Source organism: Paenibacillus sp. Soil766, from assembly GCF_001428105.1.
Lineage (GTDB): Bacteria > Bacillota > Bacilli > Paenibacillales > NBRC-103111 > Paenibacillus_E.
Genome location: NZ_LMSJ01000054.1, coordinates 156,905 through 180,592, shown reverse-complemented (window position 1 = coordinate 180,592; position 23,688 = coordinate 156,905). Strand labels below are relative to the sequence as shown.

Genomic DNA, 23,688 nt, shown 5'->3' with positions numbered 1-23,688 from the left:
CGTACTTATATAGGAAATAAGATAATTGATCATGCCTTTACAATATGATTCAACTGGCGACTCTATTAAAATGAAAACCTTTTCATTTTAAATATTTTTAAATTGAACTATAGGAACCCAAGTGTTAATATAATATAAAAAATATTGAGAATATTTCCTCTACTTATTGCGGATGTAGTCGAAATATGAAGCAGTGAATTTTTACTTTTTAACACTTTAAAGCAGGCGTTTAACAAAGTCCAGCGAAAAACGAGGGAAGAAAGGTTGCACAACATGACTATTAATGGATTACCTCCCAAACAGGGATTGTACGATCCGAGGAATGAGCATGATGCTTGCGGTATAGGCTTTGTTGCCAATATCAAGGGTGTCAAATCTCATGCCATCGTCAAGCAAGCGCTTCGTGTACTTTGCAATTTGGATCATCGCGGCGGGCAAGGTTCTGATCCGAATACGGGAGATGGCGCAGGGATTTTGATGCAAATTCCAGACATGTATTTTCAATCCGCCTGTGAACAAGAGAACATCAAACTTCCAACTGCAGGCAGTTATGGCGTAGGTATGGTGTATTTGCCTCAAGAATTAGAGGCGCGTCAAGCTTGTGAAAGTACTATTGAGCGAATAGTCAAACAAGAAGGGCAGCAATTTCTTGGATGGAGAACCGTTCCAACAAATAACAGTTCGTTGGGGGATTCTGCCATATCTGCTGAACCGTATGTTCGTCAGGTGTTTATCGGCCAAAGCGCAGATACGGCGACGAATCTTGATTTTGAGCGCAAGCTATACATGATTCGAAAATTATCTGAAAACGCTATCAAACTATCCCATCCGGGATCGCAATTTTACTATTCTAGCTTGTCTAGCAGAACAATTGTATATAAAGGAATGTTAACACCTGAGCAAGTGGATGCATACTACGTGGAATTGCAAGATGAGAAGGTAGAATCTGCCCTAGCGCTTGTTCACTCCCGTTTCAGTACCAATACGTTCCCAAGTTGGGAACGCGCGCATCCGTACCGTTATTTGATTCATAATGGTGAGATCAATACACTTCGTGGCAACGTCAACTGGATGCACGCGCGTCAAGCGATGTGTGACTCCGAATTATTTGGTGAAGATTTCAAACGCATTCTTCCTGTTATTGATACCGATGGTTCCGACTCTCAAATGTTTGATAATACACTAGAGTTTCTGATGCTCTCTGGACGCTCCTTACCGCATGCTGCCATGATGATGGTGCCAGAACCGTGGTCCAAACATGAAGGTATGGATGATGATAAAAAGGCATTCTACGAATATCACAGCACCTTGATGGAGCCGTGGGATGGTCCTGCAGCGATTGCTTTCACAGATGGCAGTCAAATCGGTGCGATTCTCGATCGTAACGGCTTGCGTCCTTCTCGTTATTATGTAACGACGGACGATTTCATCGTGCTTGCATCCGAGGTTGGCGTGCTGGATATCGAGCCTGAGCGTATTTTGTACAAAGACCGTCTGAGACCGGGACGTATGCTGCTTGTCGATACCGTAGAAGGCCGCATCGTGACGGATGATGAAATCAAGAGCGGCATCGCTAGCGAGCAGCCGTATCGGGATTGGTTGAATGAGCATCTCGTTTCTCTAGAGGATCTCGAAGATGCGCCAATTGTTCTTGGTTCTGACCATGATACCATTCTACAGCGCCAGCAAGCATTTGGTTATACCTTCGAACAACTGCGTAAGACCCTTGAGCCTATGGGCAAAACAGGTGTGGATCCGATCGGTTCCATGGGAACGGATGCGCCACTGGCGGTGCTTTCGGATCGTCCGCAGCTGCTTTATAACTATTTTAAACAATTATTCGCACAAGTAACGAATCCGCCAATTGATGCGAACTTTGAGGAAATTATTACCGCGCAGGGCACCACGATTGGGCCAGAGCGCAACCTGATTAAGCCTGAGCCAGAGAGCTGCCGTCAAATTCGGTTGAAATCGCCTTTCCTGTCCAATGAAGAGCTTGCAAAGCTGCGCCATATTCAGCGTGATGGCTTCAAAACAGTTACCTTGTCCACGCTTTTTGAAGCATCGGCTGGTACGGCTGGGCTTGAGCGTGCAATGCAAGATTTGTATGTGGCTGCCGATCAAGCGATCGAAGGTGGCGCTACGCTGATCATTCTCTCAGACCGTGGCGTGGATAGTGCGAAGGCGCCGATTCCGGCACTTCTCGCAACTTCAGGCTTGCATCACCATCTGATTCGTCAAGGCACGCGTACGAAAGTTAGCTTGCTTGTCGAGTCTGGTGAACCGCGTGAAGTGCACCATTTTGCGTTATTGCTCGGCTATGGCGCAGGCGCGATCAACCCATATCTGGCGCTAGAAACGTTAGATGACATGATTCAGCGTAAGCAGCTAGTTGGCGTTGATCACGAGAAAGCGATCTATAACTACATCAAAGCTGTTACGAAGGGTGTAGTCAAAGTGTTAGCCAAAATGGGGATTTCTACCATTCAGAGCTATCGCGGGGCGCAAATTTTCGAAGCGATCGGCTTGAGCCAAGAGCTGGTAGATAGCTACTTCACTTGGACGTATACGCCAGTGGGTGGTATCGGTATTGAAATGGTTGCAAAGGAAGCCTTAATGCGTCACAGCCGTGCGTTCTCTGAGCAAGCGGGACGCGATCGTGTGCTGGATACAGGCGGCGACTTGCAATGGCGCAGAGACGGGGAAGATCACATCTATACGCCAGAAACGGTGCATGCCTTGCAATCTGCTGTTCGCACCAATAATTACGGCATGTATAAGAACTTTAGTAAGCTCGTCAAACGTGAAGACGAGAAATATATGGCGCTACGCGGACTGCTGAGCTTCAAGGGGGGGCGCACACCGATTCCGATCGAAGAGGTTGAGCCGATCGAATCGATCTTCAAGCGCTTCAAGACAGGAGCCATGTCCTACGGCTCCATCTCCAAAGAAGCGCATGAGACCATCGCGATCGCGATGAACCGCATCGGCGGCAAGAGCAACACCGGCGAAGGCGGCGAGCATCCGGAGCGCTTCACGCCGGATGCGAACGGCGATCTTCGCCGTAGCAGCATCAAGCAGGTGGCGTCCGGCCGCTTCGGCGTCACGAGCCATTATCTCGTCAATGCTGACGAGATTCAGATCAAGATGGCGCAGGGCGCGAAGCCCGGCGAGGGCGGTCAGCTCCCAGGTACCAAGGTGTACCCTTGGGTAGCCGAGGTTCGCGGTGTTACGCCAGGCGTAGGGTTGATTTCGCCGCCGCCGCATCATGATATTTATTCGATCGAGGATCTTGCAGAGCTGATCCACGATCTCAAGAATGCCAACCCGCGGGCACGTATAAGCGTTAAGCTGGTATCCGAGGTGGGTGTTGGCACAATCGCTGCCGGCGTAGCCAAAGGGAAAGCGGACGTTGTCCTCATCTCCGGCTACGACGGAGGCACAGGCGCGTCACCGCAGACGAGTATTCGTCACGCGGGACTGCCGTGGGAGCTCGGTCTGGCGGAGACGCATCAGACACTCGTACTGAACAACCTGCGCAGCCGTATCGTCGTCGAGACGGACGGCAAGCTGATGACAGGGCGCGACGTTGTCATAGCTGCCTTGCTCGGTGCCGAGGAGTTCGGCTTCGCAACGACACCACTAATTACGATCGGCTGCGTGATGATGCGCGTCTGCCACTTGGACACATGTCCGGTTGGGGTCGCTACGCAAAATCCGGAGCTTCGCAAGAAATTTGCTGGAGATCCGCAGCATGTTGTGAATTTCATGACCTTCATCGCCAACGATGTGCGAGAGATGATGGCAGAACTTGGCTTCCGCACGATCGAAGAGATGGTTGGACGTACTGATATCTTGGAATCCAAGCCAGCGGTCGAGCATTGGAAAGCCAAAGGCGTTGATCTATCTCCGCTCTTGCACCAACCAGACATGGGCGCAGAAGTTGGTCGCTTCTGCTCCATGCAGCAAGATCACGGCTTAGATCGCTCCCTTGATGTGACGAAGTTGCTTGAAATTTGTGAGCCGGCGATCGAGCGCAAAGAGCATGTACATGCGATTCTGCCGATTACGAACGTGAACCGCGTTGTCGGAACGATCGTGGGTAGCGAAGTGACACGCCGTCACGGTGTGGAAGGCTTGCCGCACGATACGATCCGTCTTCATTTTGAAGGCTCAGCTGGTCAAAGCTTCGGTGCTTTCGTTCCGAAAGGGATCACACTTTCCCTAGAAGGAGATGCCAATGACTACGTAGGAAAAGGATTGTCCGGCGGTAAGCTGGCCATTTTCCCATCGAGCAAGTCCGCTTTTGTACCGGAAGAGAACGTTATTATTGGAAATACGGCTTTCTACGGTGCTACAGATGGAGATGCTTATATCCGTGGTATCGCGGGCGAGCGCTTCTGTGTAAGAAACAGTGGTGTTCGTGCCGTCGTTGAAGGTGTTGGCGATCATGGTTGTGAATACATGACAGGTGGTCGTGTTGTTGTTCTTGGTTCAACAGGACGGAACTTTGCTGCTGGTATGTCCGGCGGTATCGCTTACGTTTTGGATGAGAAGGGTGACTTCCAAAGCAAAGTGAATAAAGAGATGGTTTACTTGGAGCAGCTGGAAGAAACGTATGAGATGAATGAATTGAAAACGATGATCCAGCATCATGCTACATTTACGGATAGCAGCGTTGCCCACCGGGTAATTCAGCACTGGGATGAGTACGTTTGGAAGTTCGTGAAAGTTATACCGAAGGACTACAAACGGATGTTTGATGCTATCGAGAAGGTGAAACGCTCCGGACTTAGCCAACAAGAAGCGGTCATGGTTGCTTTCGAGGCGAATATGAGAGATGTTTCCCGTGTCGGTGGAAACTAACGAAACTCAGGAGGGATTAAACGTAAATGGGTAAACCAACCGGTTTTATAGAACATGCTCGTGAAGTGGCATCCGAAGCTTCTCCTCTGGTCCGAATCGGCCATTGGAAAGAGTTTGCGACACCACTTACGCAAGATAAATTACAAACACAAGGCTCCCGTTGTATGGATTGTGGGATCCCTTTCTGCCACACAGGGTCATTAATCAGCGGCATGGCCGCTGGTTGCCCGGTGAACAACCTCATTCCAGAATGGAATGATCTCGTGTATCGCGGTCAATGGCGCGAAGCCTTAGATCGTCTGCATAAGACGAATAATTTCCCGGAATTTACAGGCCGTGTGTGTCCAGCGCCTTGTGAGGGCTCTTGTACCGTAGGTTTGAAGGATACGCCGGTTACGATCAAAAGCATTGAAAAAGCTATCATCGACAAAGGCTTCGATGAAGGCTGGATCAAGCCTGAACCGCCGGAAACGCGCACAGGGAAGAAGGTTGCGGTTGTGGGTTCAGGTCCTTCCGGGCTTGCGGCAGCAGCGCAGCTGAACAAAGCAGGGCATTGGGTTACCGTATTTGAACGGGCAGACCGCGTTGGCGGCTTGCTCATGTACGGTATCCCGAACATGAAGCTGGACAAAAAGTATGTCCAGCGCCGTGTAGATCTGCTCGAAGCGGAAGGCGTAGCCTTCATCACTGGGGCACACGTTGGTGTGAACTATCCGATCGAGAAGCTGCAAGAGGAATTCGACGCCATCGTCTTGTGCGGCGGAGCTACGAAGGGCCGCGATCTACCGATCGAGGGTCGTGAGCTCGGCGGCGTACATCTGGCGATGGAATTCCTGAGCAAGAACACGAAGAGCTTGCTCGATTCCGAGCATGCCGATCGTGAATTCATTTCTGCCGAAGGCAAAGATGTGATTGTCATCGGTGGTGGTGACACAGGTACTGACTGTGTGGGTACTTCTATCCGTCATAAATGTAAGAGTGTGACGCAGTTCGAGATCATGCCGAAGTCACCGGAAACACGTCCAGCGAACAACCCATGGCCGGAATGGCCGAAGGTGTTGAAAGTGGACTACGGTCAACAAGAGGCAGCTGCCCTTCAAGGTGAAGATCCGCGGACGTACTTGATCAACACGAAGAAATTCGTGGGGGATGAGAACGGCAACTTGAAAGAGTTGCATACGGTTCTGATCGAGTGGCAAAAGAATGACAAAGGCGCGTTCGTGCCGGTTGAAGTACCTGGCAGCGAGAAGGTTTATCCAGCGCAGCTGGTGTTGATTGCGATGGGCTTCACGGGACCAGAGAACACTGTTCTAGATCAACTCGGCGTAGCCAAAGACGAGCGCTCCAACGCGAAAGCGGATTACGGGAAGTTTACGACGAACGTAGAAGGCGTTTTCGCTGCTGGCGACATGCGCCGCGGGCAAAGCCTCGTGGTATGGGCGATCAACGAAGGCCGTGCCGTTGCGCGTGAAGTGGATCGGTTCTTGATGGGATCATCGAATTTACCATAAGATTGTTATTGACTGCTTACAGGTAGGAAGTTACCTGCAAGCAGTTTTTTTTGTTGCCATATCCCATTTGGGATATGGTCAATAATTAAAGTAGTATTTTACAATGGAAATGAATGTTAACTTTTTCAGAGTGGGAGGAAGATAGCTATCAAAATGAAGTGGAAATATCAGATGTTCCTCGTTATAGCAAGTCTATCTTTAACACTATCGATCACTCCATCTACGTTGAACGCTGCAGAAGCGAACGATGACACTATTTCCGCTAATCCAGCTAAAGTTACTAAATCCCAGGCAACCTATCGTTTCGATGAGGTGTTGAGTCTTCTCAGCTCCTTGAACATAAGCGGTGCGACTCAGGATGAACTATTGGATGCTGCTCTACAAGGTATGATCGATTCGCTGGACGATCCCTACACCGAGTATTACAAACCTGCCAAAGCAAGTGCATTCCAGAATGCGGTCAACGGCCAAGCAGTAGGTTTAGGATTTCGTATTGCAACAAATGACAAAGGCATTTATATAAATCAAGTATACCCTGGAACACCTGCCGAGCAGTCGGGACTCCAAGCCGGAGATTACTTGGTAGCCCTTGGTGAGCAGCAGGAGCTTGCGTTAACGATAGGTGAGCTAACGAAAGCTTTTGTAGGCAAAAAAGAGGGTGATACTATTACGCTTAAGATCTTACGCAGCGACGAAAATAAAGTGATCACAATTACTTTTAAACAGATGCAATTTCCTATTAGTGCCCACCATTTGCTTGAAGGGAAAGTTGGTTATATCGCTTTATATACCTTTGCATGGAACACCGAAATTGAGTTTGCCAAAGCATTGACCGACTTACAATCAAAAGGAATGACTTCTTTAATTATTGACTTACGCAATAATGGCGGTGGTTACATAGAGATTGCGAAGAAGTTGGCGGGACATTTTATACAGAATGGGATCTTCATGTTTGAAAAGAAGCAAGGTGCGTCGGAACCTAAACCATTGGAAATTAAGGACGGGCAGCGGTTAGATTTGCCTACGATCATTCTAATGAATGAGGATAGTGCAAGCGCCTCTGAGATGTTCGCAGGTTTTATGCAGGATCATAAGCTCGCAACGATCATTGGTACCCGCTCCTATGGCAAGGGAGTGGCGCAACAGATATTCCCGCTGATTAGCGGCGGATCGCTTAAGGTCACCAGTATGGAGTGGCTTACACCAGAGAAGCACGAGGTCAATGATGTAGGGATTAAGCCAGACATAGAAGTGAACGGTGAGATCGAGCCTCTGATACGGGCGATGCTTGCGTTAGGGACTCCCCAATTGGATTTGAAGCTTACCGATACATTGACCCAAGTCAACGGAGTCGATTGGCCAGTGAACATTCCATTCAAAAAAATAAAAGAAAGTTACTACGTGCCAGCACGTCTATTGGCGGCTTTAGCCGAGGGGGATATTAACTGGGACGGAGTTAACCGCGTTGTATCGATTAAATCCAAAATCTCAACTACTAGCTATCCCGTTTCCGTTTCCTCCACAATGACAGGGGATGCTTTCCTAAGTGATGGGATGAGCTGGATTAGGCTTGAAGCGTTTCAAGAGCAGCTTCCCGCTTTGTCGTGGACGACAGAGGACCATAATTTGCAATTACATGTTAAGAAAGAAGAGTGATAATTATGAAAAAGTGGATCGTATCAGGTATGTTAGGTATTTCATTACTTACAGGGGTGGCCGGGGTTAGCGCAGCAGAGGGAGATCAAGGTATTAAGGTGCTCGTCGACAATAAGGCTTTATCCTTTGAGGTACAGCCATTTATTACAGCTGGCAATACGTTGGTACAGTTCCGTACGGCTTTTGAAGCGTTAGGTCTGAAGGTAGCGTGGGATGAGTCCAAGCAAGAAGTGACTGGCAGCAGTGATAAGCTCAACGTAAAGCTCGTTATTGGCAGCAACACCGTTTCGATGAACGGCAAGGCATATGAGCTAGAGGTAGCACCTGTCATTAAGGACAATGTGACCTTCATTCCGCTTCGATTTGTTGGGGAAGCATCTGGGCGTGAAGTAAGTTGGGATGGATTAAGCCGAACCGTATACATTGCAGATACTGTGCAACAAATTAAGCATGTGTTGCAGAGGCAGTTGGATGCTAGTGTTCGTGAAGATGCGGTTGCGATGGTAGCTACGGTTGATCCGGCAACACCTGGTTACGAGAATACGAAAGCCATCTATGAGCAAGCCTTTGCTTTATACGACTTGGCCTATGATCTCAAAGTCAGCGATACAGTTCAGGTGGACAAAGATCAGGCCAGTGTTGCTTTTACACAAAAGACGACGAAAGTCACGGGACCTGCATTTGAAAATAACCAGATTGACGCGGTGGCGCAGCTAAGACGTGTCGATGGCGAATGGAAAACCAGTCAAACGATCATTAACACAATTGATTATTTGAAAGCAGATCAATACAAAGAAGAAGCGATTACTTTATCCGCCGATGAGCAAGCTAGAATTCTGGCAGTGATTGAGAAAGATCGTGTTCTGTCTGAGAAGGAAGATTTTGAAAGTCTCCTAGCTCAATATGACAGCTCGTACCCCGACCTCTCTCAGAAATCGGTGCAATGGAAGCAGCTCGCCGCCGTATTTGACTTCAAAGCGACCTTCACCAGTGTGAAGATTACTAAAGCCAGCGAGAAAGAGGTATATGTCCGAATTAAAAGCAAGAATGAGAAAGTAAGCGGCCCAGAATTTAGAAACTTCAATGCGGACGGCATTACTGTTCTGAAGAAGCAAGCGGATGGTACGTGGAAAATAGCGGACAATATTCATTTGTCGATGGCGTTTATCCAATAATGAAAGAGTAGAGAATAGAGATCAATTTCCTCTTAAGGAGGAATTGATCTTTTTTTATGCAAATTTAGGATTCCACAGGCTATAATCGACATTGTTCTACAATATTTCCGAGGGATATTCGGTATAATTCGGTGTTGTAAACTTATTGCAAATAACTTTGTTTACAATTTGATGTAGATTAGCTGTTATTTTCAGGTGATGGTTAAGAGGAGAGTACGATGAAACACCTATCTGATTTTAAATGAACCGGGACTGGTTTCAACGTGTGTTCTACCTGAGGTATCATCGGTATTCGTTGCACGAAATAGAAAAGAATGCAGAGGAACTTTTTGAGTCGACATATAAGAGTGGTTTTATCGCGTATACGAGTAGGGAGTCTAAATCGTGGAAGGAGTATGTTCTGTGAGTGTTTTTACAGAGGTGTATACGAACTTGAAAACCTGGATTCATAGTAATGATCTACCTAGAAGTGAGATTAATAAATTACAAGAACTAGTAGCTGATTTCGGAGTGGATACATCCACTTCAACATTGCCATATAATTTAGATGCTAAGCGTATTGTTGTATGCAAAGACTATGAGATGCTGATTCGAGAGGAAATGAGAGCGATCTCGCATGCCATTTCATTCACGCATTTTTTCATACTGACCAATTCAGAAGGCACAGCTATTCATATTGAAGGGGCTGAGCCTATTCTTCATGCCCTTGAGCGGTTTCAGGTTGTACCAGGATGTTCATTTGCCCTCCAAACTGCAGGAATTAATGGCGTATCTTTAGCGATGCAAACAGGTTCATCAGCGGTTGTTGAAGGGACCGATCATAGTTTGGAAATATTCTCGGATTGGACTTGTATTTGTCACCCGATTAGAGTTAACGACCAGGTTATCGGTTATCTGGATTTGTCAATGAAGAAGGGGGTGGAAGTTAGTCTTGCATGTGTATTGGTCGAGAGAATTGTGAAAGAAGGGCTGAATAAATACAAGCAATTTAATCCTGAGATAAAAAGAGAAATCGTAGACAAGCAGTTTCAAATGTATAAATTAACGCCAAGAGAAAGAGAAGTTGCGTATGGGTGGTTGTCTAACCAGAGTGCATTACGAATTGCCAACAACATGGGGATTACAGAGGGCACAGTACGTAATATGCTGAAAAAAGTTTATGCGAAGACAAAGATTGGGGACAAAGGTCAATTTTTTAGAAAGTTTATGGGACTTATGAATTGAGGGAGTTACTAGTGGCTAGCCCTAGCCCATCAGTTGGTTCGGCTCATTAGACTAATAAACGTGAACATTTCCGAAATCTCATGTACAATAGGAGAAAGGAAGTCCAAGCATGGACGCAAGATGTACGGGATGGAGGAAAGCACATGAAGCAGGATGACTTCTTAACACCAGCGGAGCTACAGGCACTACTAGCAGGGAATGAGGAATTCGCGGACGAGTGTGAGCTGGTTGAACCGCTCAGGGGGCAGGATCTGAATTCTTTGCAAAAGGCTGTTATGCGTCTTTCCAAGCAGGTAGAAGAGCTCCAAATGCAACTTCATGAGCAGTTTGAACTCCAGAATAGTCAGCAAGAGCAATTTCTGCGACTATGTAGGCACCAGCTTGAGAACAAACTCCATGAGCAGCTGGTTAATACCATTGTTGTCCATCAGAATGCGGCGAATCAAGAACAGAAGATGGAGCTTCAACATACGCCAGTTATATCAGAGGAAGTCAACTTCAGCGGGGATCTTAGCCATCCTTCGCCAGCGGAAGAAACGTCCCTACCATTCTCTAGAGTAAAGAGCTATAGTAAGATTCGCAAAAGAAAAAAGGGGTTTCTTGAGAAGCTCTTCGAATAGCATCGTGACAATAAAGACCGCTTCTTCTTAGATGAAGAGCGGTCTTTGTTGCACGTCAGAATGGTGTTCTTCAAATTCACATTAACTACATAAAATCCATGTATTCGGCTGGAGCAGAGGACTGTTATGGAACTTCCATCCTATCAACGCATGATCGGATTCTACAATTTTTACTCATGAAATGACCTCTCGCTTACAGAATCCCTTCATCATGCGCTTTTTTCGAAGCTTGAACCCGGTCTCGGACGTCCAATTTAGAGTAGATGTTGGAGATATAGTTTTTCACAGTACCCTCGGACAAGAAAAGCTTCTCGGCGATTTCACGATTATTGAGGCCGTCGGCGATGCTGTGTAGCACCTGCAACTCACGTTCACTGAGGCCATAAGTCTCTGCACGAACACTGCTCTCTTCCTTTTCCTCAGAGGAACCGCCACCGCCACCTCCACCATCACGCGCCTGCTGAACGAGCATTTTGGCAATATCATGCGGTATTAAGGTGCCGCCTTGATGAACCCATTTAATCCCAGTCGCTAGATCTTTGGGGTGAATGGCTTTGAGTAAGTAGCCTTCAGCTCCTGCACTAAGTGCATCAACAACATAGCCAATTTCCTGGAAAGTGGTCAAAATGATGACGCGTATATGCGGCCAGCGAGCTTTAATCTGACGTGTAGCCTCAACGCCATCCATAATCGGCATATGAATGTCCATTAGTACGACATCGGGTTGCACTTCTTCACTTAGTTTTACGGCAACATGCCCGTTTTCGGCTAAACCGACGACCTCAATATCGGGGTCCATACCCAGTACAATGTGTAAACTTTCACGTATCAAATCCTGATCATCGACCAGGAGCAGTTTGAGCGGAGCTTGGTTTACAGTCATAGCGAATCCTCCTCATAGCTATTTAAAGGGTTTATATGGTTTACAATAGGTCTAAAAGGTTTAAAAGGTTTAAAAGGTTTAAAAGGTAGGAAAACGTTTGACAGGAATAATACAATGGACAACGGTCCCTTTCTCTGGCAAGGAGCGTACTTGCAAGGTGCCTTGCAGCGCCGTTATCCGTTCTTGCATCGCGGTAATACCGAAGCCCATTTTCAATTGATCGGTACCTATCCCATCATCTTCAATGCGAAGGGAAATTTGGTCATCGGCATAAGTTAGGACAATTTCGATAGATGCTGCTTTCCCATGTCGCTTGGCATTCGTCAGTGATTCCTGCAGACAGCGAATTAATGAGAGCATCGTTTGTTTGGGAATTTCGAACTCGTCACTAATCGTCGTGAAGTGAATCTGTGTCCCCGTGTGCAGGGCAAATTCATTGGCAAGTCGTAACAATTGCTGGGATAACAGCATATCACCCTCTTGGGGGACCATCTGATGAATGCTGCGGCGCACTTCTTCTAGACCACCTCTGGTCACATTGCGCAGGACGTCGAGCTTTTGCTTGGCTTTCTCTGGCGAAACCTCGATCAAATACGATACGGCGTCCATGCCCATAATGACGGAAGTAAATGTATGTCCGACGGTATCATGCAGCTCCCGAGCCATCCGATTGCGCTCTTCAACTAAAGTAAGCTGCTCAATTTGATTTGCGTACTGCTCAAGGACGTTATTTTGCTCATGGATCAAATGGTATTGACGTTGATTCTCGCCTAGCAGCTTCTCCGTCTTCTCGTTAGAAGTAACGGCACGTTGTAAGCTTAATCCGATTGCGAAGAAGAGAACGGCATTTAGGATAAAACTAAACAATTGTCCGACTCCCATACCGCTATGTAGAAGGAAAAAGTAAGTCATCGGCATGCCCAACATGAAGATGGGAGCGGTCCACCAAGCATTTTTTCGATCGGTGAGGAATCCAATGACCATAATTGGGCAATTAATGGTAAGTAAGGCATCCTGCTCCATCCAAGCCAAATAAATTTGCAGGGGGATGCCGGTTAGGAGAACAGCAATCGGATAGCATGTCGGATTAATGTAGTGGGGTCGCCAGAATAGAAAAGGCGCCCCATAAGAGAGTAAAATGGCCAATATGGTTAACAGGATGTGGGAGAATGGTTGTTCATAGATGTGAAGGCAGCTATACAGTAAACCAAGCAGTGCAGCGCCGGTCAAGACGATAAACAGTGACCACTCTACACCGTGCCACGGTCTTCTTTGGATCATAGATGAGCTCCTTTAACTAACAGTTCGTATTTTACCATTGTACATAAAATTAGAGGAAAGCCATAGTGAGCGCAGTCATATGACTGAAAAATCTCTAGGCATGACAGCAAAAGTAAGCTAGGATTGGATTATATTGGTTAAAAAAAGAGGGGGGATGTCGAATGTCAGCATCACAAGAAGTTGTTACGCCCATCGTACAGGTGGATCATATTTCCAAACGAATTGGTTCTAAGACCATTATTGATAAGCTGAGTTTCGATGTACCGCGCGGCGAGGTGTTCGGATTTCTCGGGCCGAATGGCGCGGGCAAAACGACAACCATCCGTATGATGGTTGGACTAATGTCGATTTCCGAGGGGGATATCCGTGTTGGCGGGTATTCGATTCGGACCCATTTTGAGCAAGCCATTCGTCATATTGGTGCGATTGTAGAAAATCCAGAGATGTACAAATTTCTAACTGGTTATAAGAATTTGCTCCATTACGCAAGGATGATTCCAGGAATTGACGAGGATCGGATTGGGCAGGTCATTGATCTTGTTGGAATGCAGAATCGCATTCATGACAAGGTTAAGACTTATTCTCTTGGGATGAGACAACGATTAGGCATCGCACAAGCGCTGCTACATAAGCCTTCGGTTCTGATTTTGGACGAGCCGACCAATGGGTTGGACCCTGCTGGCATACGGGAGCTTCGAGATCATTTGCGTAAGCTTACCCGCGATGAAGGAATTTCAGTGATCGTTTCTTCACATTTGCTAGCGGAGATGGAACTGATGTGTGATCGTGTGGCCATTATTCAGAATGGGAAATTAGTTGATGTTAGACTTATTAAGGAATATGCTCAGGAGGATGGCAAGCAACGGGTCGTCTACGAGGTGGATGCGATTGAACAAGCAGTGAAGGTAGCCTCAACTCAAGGCTATCGCGTGGAAGTTATAGATGCCGAACTTGTAATGGATCTCGATAAACAAGAGATAGCCTCGTTGAATAAACAGTTCGTAGAGGCAGGGATTTCCGTGTATGGCATCCGCAAAACAATGAAGTCGTTGGAAGATCAATTTTTAGAAATGACAGGAAGTGATCCTATTGCTTAATCTCATCAAGAATGAGCATATGAAGATTTATAGTCGGCTTCGAACATGGATACTAGTGGTCTTGTTAATTGTCATTGTCGTGCTTACGGGTGTGTTATCGCATTCCAATATGAACAACAATGATGACAGCTGGAAAATAAGGGCTTCAGAAACGATTGAACACAATAAGACAGAGCTTGCAAATCCGGATATTCCAGAAAATTTTAAGAAGCAGATGCGGGAACAAAGTGCGCTTTCGCAATACATGCTGGATCACAATTACCCACCGATTGATAACACATTATGGGAAGGTATGCTCACGGCTTCTGGGTTGATTATTGTGGTTACGCTCTTTACAGTCATTATTGCCGGAGATATGGTAGCTGGGGAGTTTACTTGGGGAACGATCAAGCTGCTGCTCATTCGTCCTGCTAGTCGGTCGAAGATCTTATTGTCGAAGTATCTGACAACACTCATTTTTGCAGCTACCTTACTGGTCATTTTGTTCATCACAGCCCTGCTTGTGAACGGCTTTTCATATGGCTTCGATCGGCTGAGTCTTCCGCATTTAACGGTGAATGCCGCAGGGCAGGTGCAAGAGAACAACATGCTGTTCTATGTGTTAGCGACGTACGGACTTAAATTAATCGAACTCGTGATGATTGTTACACTAGCGTTTATGATTTCGACCGTGTTTCGTAGTGCTTCACTTGCGATCGGCCTCAGCATTTTCATTATGTTCGCTGGCCAAGTGATTACATTATTGTTTTTGCGGTATACTTGGGGGAATTATTTTCTATTCGCGAATACGGATCTCACTCAGTATCTAGAGGGGCAGCCGCTAGCGGAGGGAATGACGTTGGGATTCTCCATCACAATGCTTGTGTGCTACTTCTTATTATTCAATGTACTTTCCTGGGAAATATTCCGCAGACGTGATGTCGCGGCTTAACAAAAAAGAACGATCCTTCCGGTGCAACTTAAACCGGGGGATCGTTCTTTCTTATTGGCGATAAAACCTACCTCTTAACGCGGTCGCTCATCTTTGAATGGCTTCGATAGAGGTATTCTCATTTCTTGATATACGATTCGATGGCCTCCGGTACTTCCAGCAGGGAAGGCAGTTGGTAAAATGCGCCCTTTGGCGTGACGTCGATCGTCCCATTGTTAAAGACCCAATCATCAGCGACGGGGATATGAATTGCATGGATACCTGCATGGAGCGCTGGTAGAACATCCGTTGTGATCGAGTTGCCGATCATCCATGTGTGATCTCGGTCAAATTGCTTTTCCTGCATCAATGTATTCATAAACTCACGTGTTTTATGGACGGTTACAAAGATACGATCCTGAAAAAATTGATCAAGACCGACATCCTTGATTTTCTTCATTTGAATTGAAACATCTCCGCCTGTATACAGAAACAAGTTGTGACCAGCTTGCCCAAGCTTGAGAAGGGTTTCGTTCATCAGTGGGTATGGCTCAACGGTGTAACTGTAGACCGTGTGACCGAGCTGCATGAGCCAGTCCACCTCTTTACTGCTTACAGGACGGTTGTAGTGCTGCGCGAACCATTGGTAAGTCTCAACAAACGATTGCGGAAACCGCTCTGGCATAAAGCCGTGAATTTGGATACCAGCAAGGTCGATTTGCAACTGCTTTTGCCGAATGTCCTGTTTCGTTAGGCCATGTCCTGAATACCAAGTCAGCATTAGATCAACGAACTGATCAATCACAAAGTCAAAGTATTTATTGCAATGCACTAACGTGTCATCTAGATCAAATAGGATGGATTGTTCTCTCATAAGTTCCTGTGTCTCCTACATCAGTTAGAAATGAATTTCCAACTAGTATAACATGCGGAAAGGATCAATCCTAGCGGTTAGGCGTTACATGGCCACCGTGTTGCCTTTGTACATATTTTCAGGCGGGGCAATAGGTCGGCTCCCAGATTCAGGCTCGTTGTTTGGCACGGGTACAGGCACGGCCGATTTCGTTTCCATTTTACTGCTGCCTTGGAAGACGCCGCCTTCCTCAATGATGAAAGAAGCAGCGCTGATATTGCCATGCAAAGCCCCTGTAGAAGTAATTGTGAGCTTGCCCTTAGTCGTGATATTGCCGTGTACGCTTCCAGCCAGCACCACATCTCGCGCGGAAATATTGGATTTCACAACACCGTGCTCGCCAATAATGACGTCACCAGCGCAGTCGATATCTCCCGTAATTCCGCCTTCAATACGAATACTTGCCTCTGATTTTATGCGGCCTTCAAAGCTCGTTCCCTCCCCAATCAGGGTATCGGTTGTATTAGGATTCATGAGGTTCTTCGTCTTTTTGAACATGTTAGTTGTCATCCTTTCGAATCGATTTGAGATAAGGCTTGGGATCGACGCTTTCACCATTTTTGAGTACTTCATAGTGGAGATGTGCTCCTGTGCTTCGGCCTGTAGATCCTACTAAGCCGATCGTTCCGCCTTTTTCTACAGAATCACCTTTGTTAACTACAATTTTATTTAAATGCATATACCAGGTGCGTAAGCCCTTGGAATGCTCAATCACAATGTTGTTACCGTGGTAAATGTCCTTACCTGTACTGACGACTTTACCAGCAGCAGTGGCATAGACGGGATCATTCTCGTGAGCACCGAAATCAATGCCGGAATGATAACTGGGTATCTTGGTAAATGGATCTGATCGATAGCCAAAAGGGGAAGTAACAACCTTTGTGCTCGTTGGCCACAACGTAGGAGTAATGCGAAGCTGCTCCTGTTTGTCGGCCACTTTCTGTTTGGTTGCGGTTAAATTCGTTTGTAATTCTTGCACCTCGCCATTGAGCGCAGTGAAGGAGGCAAGCGTATCTTGACCTAGTTTAAGAATGATATCCTGTGAGACAGGATTGGGGCTTCCGCCTACACCGGTTGAAGGGGGAGATTCACCGACAGTCGGCTGATTGGCATCTTTCTTAGCCTTGCTTGCGGATGAGTTGCTTGCAACGGCGACGCTGCTTGGTTCGTGATCGATGCCAGCAATGGTTTTGAGATCACTCTCTAGCTTTTTTACTTCTTCGACCTGCGTCTTCATCTGTTCAGCTTGCTGGGACAGTTGAATGACTTCATTCTGCAAGAGTTCGATGGCTTCATTCTTAGAAGTTAGGGTTGCGCTCCATTGCTGGTTTACACCGCTTAGCTTCGATTGCAAGTCACTTGCCCGTTTGACCGTATGTGCGTGTAGGAAGTAAATCGATATGGAAATCAGCATGAGCAAGGTAAAACCTGCTGCAGCAGTATAGGCTACTAAATGGTGAATGCGAAACCTGACGACTGATTGATTTGCGTCTGGTATGATAACCAGTGTCAGTTTTTTGGGTTTCCACTTAAGCTTCATAAGGGCTTGATTAACTCCTGTCATGGTTGAATTTGGTAAAGTGAAGTTCTGTACATCATTCGTCATATTTTGCTAAAAACCTGCATTCCTGCCTGCCAGTCCTAGGAAAATGAGTCTAAAGTAGGAAGGAATCCTGTCGTATATAATCGAATGTACTAATACAATTACAGAAAGCTGTAGATTTGGAGTGGAGGCACACATGATTAAGCTTGCAGGTATTGACATAGGGAACGATAGTATTAAGTTGGTGCTAGATGGGTCTAGAGAACCATTAGTCATTCCGAATATCATAGCGCCGGGCTATGAAAGACACATTTTGCAAGAAGAAGATTCCCCTTGGAAAGCATTGGATGTCATTATCTACAGTCCAAGCCTTTCGCAGCGGAATCAACGTTATTTCGTGGGGCAGCTTGCCTTAGAGCACGAAGATAACCTAGAGCTGGAAGATACTGATAACAAAGCGCTATCGGATCAATCTCTCATTGTAGCGCTGACTGCACTTGCTTATCAGGGTCTCACGAATCAAGCAGCTAACCCTGGCTACGGCAACGTTGACGAAGTTGAATACACATTGGGTACGGGCTTGCCTGTTCGTTCTTTCCCGAAATACAGTCAGACATTCGAACATCGACTTCTAGGTGAGCACGAAGTGACATTCCTTTCCACTCCACAGTTCCATAATCGTAAAATTAAAGTTTCGATCCGCAAAGTAGCTGTCTCCATTGAAGGTGCTGCGGCCATGTTTCATATGGCAACACATGACAGCTTGCAGGTCAAAGACGAAGAAATATACAATGGCTGCATAGGCGTTTGCGAAATTGGTGCCTTGACGACGGACTTCCCTGTCATCAAACGGATGGCGATTGACAACCATTTCAGCCATGGTGAGCAGATCGGTATTGCTACGTATTTGGATGGAATTATTCGTGACGTTGAAGATGCTTACGGTCACTTGTTCCCAAGCCGAGCGAAGCTTGCGCAACGTGTGAAGAATCGTCAATTTACGATTCAGCTTCCTGGAGAAGGCCAAGTCGATATTCGGCCTATCGTAGATCTGCATTTCCGTCGTGCTGCCGTACGCATGGTGGAAATGATCAAGAAACGCTGGCGCAAATGCCCAGATATTCAATGCTTTTACGTAATTGGTGGCGGTGCAACGGCACTGAAGCCGTATATCCAAGACGCCGCAGGAGCAATGAAATTGCGTTTCACGAACGATAGTGAATTCTTAAACGTTAACGGCTACTTGAAGGTCGCGAAAAGTCGTTTAAATCAATCAATTCCTGTTTAACTTACAAGGCACCTGCTGAGGCGGGTGCTTTTTTAATTTCGTTATAAGCATTCCTCCAAATCGAATTTCACGTCAGCAGTTCATATTAGTTACTGCTTTCGGCTTGCTTCAGTTTGGTAAGTTCCATATAGGTGGTCAAGTTCGCCAGAATTAAACAACTGCCGAAGCCTACCGCACAAATCATACCAATCATCGTAGATTTCTCACCCAACATAAGACCAAGTAGAACAAACGCAACGCAAATGACCAAAACCAGATTTCCTCCCCATAGCCATTGCGTGTAGGTCATGCGTTGGCTAAATTTACCTGAATTTTGTTTGGGATCCTTCATGACGTGAGTTCCTCCAGAGGAATCGGGAAAAGCATCCGGGAATTTCTGTTTCTTCCGATACCCAATGACAACGAGGAGGACCATGATGAAGGGCTGATAAGCCAAAACAATAACCGGTGAGCTGAAGTTGGAGAAGGAGAGCAGCTCGGTGGTGCTTTTGAAAGAAAGGCATGTGCTTAGTGCTATTAGCAATGCGATAGGTTTGTTAATCATCGGATAATTTCGTTCATTAAAAAGGGAACTAATGCCGAGCAGGAGTGCCAAGTAAATGGCTACTATTTTAGACGTGACCGTGGGATACCAGATCATGAGCATGACAAGATCAAGTCGATCTAGGAAATCAGTGACATGAATCGTTTGAACCAGGTTATAGCTAGGATATGAGAAGCTTGCAGGCATCTTAGGGCCAAGCACGGCAATAATAGCGAAGAGTATAAGTGTAAGTAGGAAAAAACCGAGCAAGGAGCCATGTCGAATAGCTGAACGAACGTGATTGGCATTGGACAGCATATGAAGAAATGCGCCTAGAATGAAAATATCCCCAGCACTCCCGAGAGTCAGAATGGAACTTGCCGTCCAGTTCTGTATAGGCATCGTTAGCAAAGGCGTCGTGAGCCGCAGAAAGAATTCGTTTGATAAGAGCAGTGGCATGATCATCGTTGTTATGACAAAAAGGGGGTAGAACAGGTCATTTACACGTGCTATGACCTCTACACTTGTTTTTCCAAAATAAATAAGTAACAAACAGTTAAGTAATATTAGAATTTCCAAAGGTGTTGTATGTAGTAAAAGTGTAGAACTAAATCTAGATACGGAGGAAATATCACGAACGACAATCTGCCAGAAATGAAACAAAATGAGTAGATTGATACAGGTGCCGAGCCATTGACCTAATATTTCTTTGGATATTTCAAAAATGTTCTTATTAGGGTATAGCTTTACCATATAACCAAAGAAACCAGCAGTCAGGAATACATAAAGAATGGAAATTAAATAGCTGAACCAAGCATCCATTTGATTAATGCGAATTAATTCATTTTGCAACGTGAGGATGCCTCCGCTGGTGACTATGGAAGAAGCTAGCCACGACAACTGACGTTGGTTAATGACTTGCTTATTATCGATGATAAACACCACCTTTCTACTTATATGCCAAGAACTCGGATGAGCCATGGAGAAACCTTTTGTACGAAAAAATAAGCGGGCATCGGTATACTCATGTGGAAATATTTCATTGTGAGAAAAAGAAGGATTATTCCAATGGTAAGACCATAGGTTATTTTGTTCCCTTTTTTCGCCCGGCGCAGCACTTTGCGATCCATGAGGAAGGAACCGATCAACATGCTGAGAAAGCTGATGACGAAGATCCCATCCATCGACTAGAGCCCTCCTTTGGTTACGTTGTGGTTAATCACACCGGTATCAGGAATAGAGGCTTTCACTACAATATTGAATTCGGCGTCTTTAAAATAGCGCTCCCAATCCTTGCCGAATTGCTCGTTCCACTTCTGAGGATATGTTCTCCAAACCATGAGACCAAGCTGAGCCGAATCCGTGCCTTCCTTTTGCATCTGTTTAATCGTTGCAAGTATGGATAGTTTGATTTGTTCTGCGAATTTCGTTTCAATCTTGTGAAGGATATCGGAATTGTACAAATCCTCATCAGACAGGTCCTCTCGCACAGCTCCTCGAGCATCTACGATAATATTGAACATAACTTTATCCTTCAGGAGCTTAGGCGTTATGGCTGTCTTGCCGCCGATAACGCCAATGGAAATATTTTTGCCTTTCTCGATGGAGAATGTGAGTTGCTGCTCTTTCACTTGATTTCGGAGCCACAAAAGCCCCGATGCTTCTTTCTTTTTATAAATGCCAACCATCTTATCCCCTTTGAACTGCCCATAGCCAACGAATTGGATTTCATGGGAAGGATCTTTAGAGACTTGACTATCTCGAGGTTCCAGATAGCTCATGATAGGATCACTATTAAAACTTAAGGACATCCCAACATCCTTCATTGTTGTAGGCATGGCATTGCGAGACTTGGTTAACTCACGAATGACTTCAGCAGGAAAACGCTCGAACTTCGGCTCAGCATTCAGGAGGTCATAGCCCTTGCCTTTGGTTACAATCAAGTAGCTCGTCATCCGATTCTCTGGTGAACGCGGAAGAACATCGAACAAGGAAGTGATGCCAGCTTCCGCTAGTTTTTCACCAATGACGATCGTTCTGCGGTGTGAGAGAAAGATGCGTCTAGACATACGCATTTGAAGCTTACTGACTGCATCGCGGAAGGTGGTCCCGACCTCGGAATCGATGTAATAGCTTTTACCTCCAGCGGTGCCGCCACCGCCGCCGCTAGCTCCACCCATGGAACCGGGGAGAGGGAACATATAAGTAACACGATATCTGCCGTCATCCTCTAAATCAGCCGATGAAGTAAGTACAAATGCGACGTCATTGGTCTCCGTACGATCCCAACAACCTGTTAGTAGAGTGGTGGAGAGTAGTAAGGTTAAGGTTACCACCATCCCAATGCGCTGCTTAGGATGTATCATTCTTTGATTGCTCCTCCTTACTGGCTTTGTGTACATGATCTATGTTACTGCCATCTAAGCCTCCTGATTTCTTGATCTGCATCGGCAGTTCACTACTCTGACTGGTGTTATCTTGAACAGCCATAAACTCGGGACGTTTCTGTATTTGCCACCATGGGACACGGATAAGAACATCCTTCATATCCGGAGCGGATAGGGGGCCGACGGGGGATAAATAGGGAACTCCGAAGGAGCGGAGATTTGCCATGTGTCCGATCAGAATCATTAAAGAGAAAAAGATACCATAGAATCCGAAGATGGATGCGGCAACGAGAATAGGGAAGCGCAGCATTCGAATAGCAATCGCACCATTAAATCGTGGAATGGTGAAGGAAGCAATGCCTGTAATCGAGACGACAATAACCATAGGTGCCGATACAATTCCAGCTTGGACGGCAGCTTGTCCTACAACGAGCGCACCTAAGATAGAAACAGCGGAGCCAACCGCTTTGGGAAGTCGGATGCCAGCTTCTCGCAGGGCTTCAAATGTGATTTCCATAATGAAGGCCTCAACGACGGATGGGAACGGAATAGCTTCCCGAGAGGCAGCTATGCTGAGCATCAATGCTGTTGGTAGTAGTGCTTGATGGTACGTTGTTATAGCCACATACAGCGCTGGCGTCGTTAACGACAGGAACATGAAGACATAACGAAGCAGACGTAATAGTGTGCTAATCTGGAATCGTTCATAGTAGTCTTCACTCGTTTGCATAATTTGAATGAATACGAAAGGAACGATGAGGCAGAAGGGGGTTCCGTCTGTTAGAATTGCAACGCGTCCTTGAAGGAGGGCGGAAGCAACGACGTCAGGGCGCTCCGTATATTGCATTTGTGGAAACGGCGAATAGGCATTGTCTTGTATAAGTTCTTCGATCATTCCTGATTCCAAAATAGCATCAATTTTGATTTGCTCTAGTCGTTTGACAACTTCTTCAATCAAGGAAGGCATAGCCAAGTCATCCATATAGCAAATGACAAGATTCGTATTGCTTTCTTTGCCGACACTCATGGACTTCATCTTAAGTTTAGGTGTCTTTAACTTGCGGCGAATCATGGAAGTGTTCGTCCGGATACTCTCTACGAAGCCTTCCTTCGGCCCGCGTACGACGGTTTCTGTCTCCGGTTCGCCAACGGAACGTTTCTCCGTGCCACGGATGCCGAGCAGAATGGCTTTGGCATTCCCCTCAACGAGCAGCGCAGCATCACCGCCAAGCACAGAAGTCAGCAAATCTCCGTAGTTATCGGAAATCTGCGTTTGTGATACCGGCAAAATGACATTAGCGATGCGCTCGATGGAGGTTTCTCCGCCTCCGATCAGCATGAGTGATTTCATCGTATCGTTCAGAAGCTGCGTGTTGGTTAGACCATCTACGAAGAGAAGCAGCGCTGGGATATGGGGGTCAATTTCGAATTCTCTGACCACGACATCGGAGCATTCCTGGAACATGTCTTTAATGAATTTATGATTCTCGTCTAGGAGCAGTGAGAGCTTAGTTTTCTTTAGATCTTCGATAAAGTGGGTATTGAGCGCTTGATCCAACGCAGAAGGAGGATTGCCTTCGCTGGATTGTGCGGGTTTCCGGCTTTGCAGGATGCTTTTCATCAAATATTTTGGTGTTTTGGCCACGCGAGAGGCACCTCCTGCCATGATCAAGATGAAGAAATAAGAATGCGTAGATTATGTTCTGCGAAAGAGCAGGATTTTATTACGAAAGTTGGAAAATTTTATTTGTACAAGTTTTGTTGGTAAGAAAAGGTATAGCGTCAAAGTCATTGGCAAAAGCTATCTCAGC

At 46.2% G+C, this 23,688-nt stretch carries 18 protein-coding genes; 9 read left to right on the top strand and 9 right to left on the bottom strand.

The features are described 5' to 3' along the window. Nucleotides 1-273: 273 nt before the first annotated feature. From gltB to ASG89_RS30255, 6 genes are all read left to right on the top strand, one after another. Nucleotides 274-4,866, top strand: coding sequence for a glutamate synthase large subunit (gene gltB / locus ASG89_RS30280; protein WP_057315061.1), 4,593 nt, complete (start codon nt 274-276; stop codon nt 4,864-4,866). A 26-nt stretch (nt 4,867-4,892) separates the two neighbouring features. Further along, complete coding sequence (locus ASG89_RS30275; protein ID WP_057315060.1) at nt 4,893-6,377, top strand: glutamate synthase subunit beta; 1,485 nt, start codon at nt 4,893-4,895, stop codon at nt 6,375-6,377. A gap of 153 nt (nt 6,378-6,530) precedes the next feature. Then, complete coding sequence (locus ASG89_RS30270) at nt 6,531-8,033, top strand: S41 family peptidase (RefSeq protein ID WP_057315059.1); 1,503 nt, start codon at nt 6,531-6,533, stop codon at nt 8,031-8,033. A 5-nt stretch (nt 8,034-8,038) separates the two neighbouring features. After that, nucleotides 8,039-9,208 (top strand): copper amine oxidase N-terminal domain-containing protein, encoded by a 1,170-nt coding sequence (locus ASG89_RS30265; RefSeq protein WP_057315058.1) that lies wholly within the window; start codon nt 8,039-8,041, stop codon nt 9,206-9,208. 402 nt (nt 9,209-9,610) lie between these two features. Next, nucleotides 9,611-10,432: a LuxR C-terminal-related transcriptional regulator gene (locus ASG89_RS30260; protein ID WP_057315057.1), complete on the top strand. Its 822-nt coding sequence runs from the start codon at nt 9,611-9,613 to the stop codon at nt 10,430-10,432. Between the two features lie 143 nt (nt 10,433-10,575). Further along, entirely contained in the window at nt 10,576-11,052 is a 477-nt protein-coding gene (locus tag ASG89_RS30255; RefSeq protein WP_057315056.1) for a hypothetical protein, read from the top strand. 193 nt (nt 11,053-11,245) lie between these two features. On the opposite strand, the gene ASG89_RS30250 is transcribed toward ASG89_RS30255, so the two are convergent. After that, nucleotides 11,246-11,935 (bottom strand): response regulator transcription factor, encoded by a 690-nt coding sequence (locus ASG89_RS30250; RefSeq protein ID WP_057315055.1) that lies wholly within the window; start codon nt 11,933-11,935, stop codon nt 11,246-11,248. Between the two features lie 78 nt (nt 11,936-12,013). Continuing rightward, nucleotides 12,014-13,216 carry a sensor histidine kinase gene (locus ASG89_RS30245; RefSeq protein ID WP_057315054.1) on the bottom strand — a complete coding sequence of 401 codons (1,203 nt, stop codon included), beginning with the start codon at nt 13,214-13,216 and terminating at the stop codon, nt 12,014-12,016. Nucleotides 13,217-13,377: 161 nt separating this feature from the next. Between ASG89_RS30245 and ASG89_RS30240 the strand changes: the two genes are divergently transcribed. Together ASG89_RS30240 and ASG89_RS30235 are read left to right on the top strand one after the other, a co-directional pair. Next, nucleotides 13,378-14,313, top strand: coding sequence for an ABC transporter ATP-binding protein (locus ASG89_RS30240; protein ID WP_057315053.1), 936 nt, complete (start codon nt 13,378-13,380; stop codon nt 14,311-14,313). A gap of 19 nt (nt 14,314-14,332) precedes the next feature. Continuing rightward, nucleotides 14,333-15,244 (top strand): ABC transporter permease, encoded by a 912-nt coding sequence (locus ASG89_RS30235; RefSeq protein ID WP_235549983.1) that lies wholly within the window; start codon nt 14,333-14,335, stop codon nt 15,242-15,244. A gap of 118 nt (nt 15,245-15,362) precedes the next feature. On the opposite strand, the gene ASG89_RS30230 is transcribed toward ASG89_RS30235, so the two are convergent. The 3 genes from ASG89_RS30230 to ASG89_RS30220 all read right to left on the bottom strand — a co-directional run bounded on the left by ASG89_RS30230 (nt 15,363) and on the right by ASG89_RS30220 (nt 17,676). Then, nucleotides 15,363-16,097 (bottom strand): HAD family hydrolase, encoded by a 735-nt coding sequence (locus ASG89_RS30230; RefSeq protein WP_057315051.1) that lies wholly within the window; start codon nt 16,095-16,097, stop codon nt 15,363-15,365. A gap of 84 nt (nt 16,098-16,181) precedes the next feature. After that, on the bottom strand, nt 16,182-16,634 hold the full coding sequence (locus ASG89_RS30225; protein WP_057315050.1) for a bactofilin family protein: 453 nt from the start codon (nt 16,632-16,634) through the stop codon (nt 16,182-16,184). Nucleotide 16,635: 1 nt separating this feature from the next. Continuing rightward, entirely contained in the window at nt 16,636-17,676 is a 1,041-nt protein-coding gene (locus tag ASG89_RS30220; RefSeq protein WP_057315049.1) for a peptidoglycan DD-metalloendopeptidase family protein, read from the bottom strand. Between the two features lie 199 nt (nt 17,677-17,875). Between ASG89_RS30220 and ASG89_RS30215 the strand changes: the two genes are divergently transcribed. Continuing rightward, on the top strand, nt 17,876-18,967 hold the full coding sequence (locus ASG89_RS30215) for a ParM/StbA family protein (protein ID WP_057315048.1): 1,092 nt from the start codon (nt 17,876-17,878) through the stop codon (nt 18,965-18,967). Between the two features lie 85 nt (nt 18,968-19,052). Here the strand turns inward: ASG89_RS30215 and ASG89_RS30210 are convergent, their stop codons facing one another. From ASG89_RS30210 to ASG89_RS30195, 4 genes are read right to left on the bottom strand one after another with little or no spacing between them, the layout of a single operon-like run. Next, nucleotides 19,053-20,435 carry a GerAB/ArcD/ProY family transporter gene (locus ASG89_RS30210; RefSeq protein WP_235549982.1) on the bottom strand — a complete coding sequence of 461 codons (1,383 nt, stop codon included), beginning with the start codon at nt 20,433-20,435 and terminating at the stop codon, nt 19,053-19,055. Between the two features lie 8 nt (nt 20,436-20,443). Then, nucleotides 20,444-20,674 carry a hypothetical protein gene (locus ASG89_RS30205; RefSeq protein WP_057315046.1) on the bottom strand — a complete coding sequence of 77 codons (231 nt, stop codon included), beginning with the start codon at nt 20,672-20,674 and terminating at the stop codon, nt 20,444-20,446. 3 nt (nt 20,675-20,677) lie between these two features. Then, nucleotides 20,678-21,856: a Ger(x)C family spore germination protein gene (locus tag ASG89_RS30200; protein ID WP_235549981.1), complete on the bottom strand. Its 1,179-nt coding sequence runs from the start codon at nt 21,854-21,856 to the stop codon at nt 20,678-20,680. After that, nucleotides 21,843-23,342: a spore germination protein gene (locus ASG89_RS30195; protein ID WP_235549992.1), complete on the bottom strand. Its 1,500-nt coding sequence runs from the start codon at nt 23,340-23,342 to the stop codon at nt 21,843-21,845. Before ASG89_RS30195 ends, ASG89_RS30200 begins: the two co-directional genes overlap by 14 nt. Between the last annotated feature and the right edge of the window lie 346 nt (nt 23,343-23,688).